Source organism: Siccirubricoccus soli (genome assembly GCF_024178315.1).
Classification (GTDB): Bacteria; Pseudomonadota; Alphaproteobacteria; order Acetobacterales; family Acetobacteraceae; genus Siccirubricoccus; species Siccirubricoccus soli.
On the sequence record NZ_JAMZIK010000300.1, the window covers coordinates 1 to 850 of the forward strand.

Below are 850 nucleotides of genomic sequence, written 5' to 3' on the forward strand. Positions count from 1 at the left end.
TGCCGCGCAGGGCGCGGAAGAGCAGCGTCTCCGCCTGGTCGGCCCGGTGATGGCCGAGCAGCAGCCAGGGTCGCCCCGCTTCGTGGCAGGCGGCGAGCAGGGCGGCGAGGCGAGCCTCCCGCGCGCGCGCCTGCATGCCGGGGCCGGGAGCGAGGCCGAGGCGGAGCAGCCGGCCGGCAATGCCCTGCGCGGCCAGGGTGGCCAGCACCCCCTCGGCCTCCGCCCCGCTTTCCGGGCGCAGGCCGTGGTCGACGACGAGGGCCAGCAGGTCGCCCCCCCGGTCGCGGGCCCAGCCCTGCGCCAGCAGGGCGAGAGCCAAACTATGCGGCCCGCCGGAGACCCCGGCGGCCAGGCGCGGCGCCGGGCCGAAGGGGCCGAGCGGCGCCATCAGCGCGGCGAATTCCCCGGCACTGACCGGGGCGGCGCTCACCCCCGGCAGCCGGCCCGGCGCCGGGCTTCCGCCACGCGCTCCGCCCGGGCGCCGGTGAGGTTGGGGAAATTGCTGCGCAGCTCGTCCAGCGTGTCGCAGGCCTCCCGCCGGTTGCCGAGGCCCTGCAGGGAATTGGCCAGGCCGATCAGCGCATCCGGCGCACGGGGGCCGGTACGGGCGCGGGTATAGGCGTCGTTATAGGCGAGCGCCGCATTGCCGAAATCGCGCTTCCCCGCCAGCGCATCGCCGAGCAGGAGCTGGGCGTCGGTGGCGCGGGGGCTGCTGCGGTTGGCCAGCACCTCGCGCGCCGCGGCCTCGGCGGTGGCGTAGTCGCGGCGGGAAAGGGCCGCCTGGCCCTCCGCCAGGGCGCGCTCCGGCGGCCGCGGGGCGGCAGCGGCGATCGGGGGCGGGGCGGGGCGG

2 protein-coding genes are annotated in these 850 nt (G+C 78.8%); both read right to left on the reverse strand.

The window, feature by feature from the left end:
- The coding region (locus NJ376_RS28485) for an ATP-binding protein (protein WP_370288780.1) at positions 1–430 on the reverse strand (430 nt) is incomplete at its 3' end.
- Positions 427–850, reverse strand: a 424-nt coding sequence (locus NJ376_RS28490) for a tetratricopeptide repeat protein (protein WP_252956720.1), incomplete at its 5' end; no start/stop codon positions are given. The genes NJ376_RS28490 and NJ376_RS28485, both read right to left, overlap by 4 nt.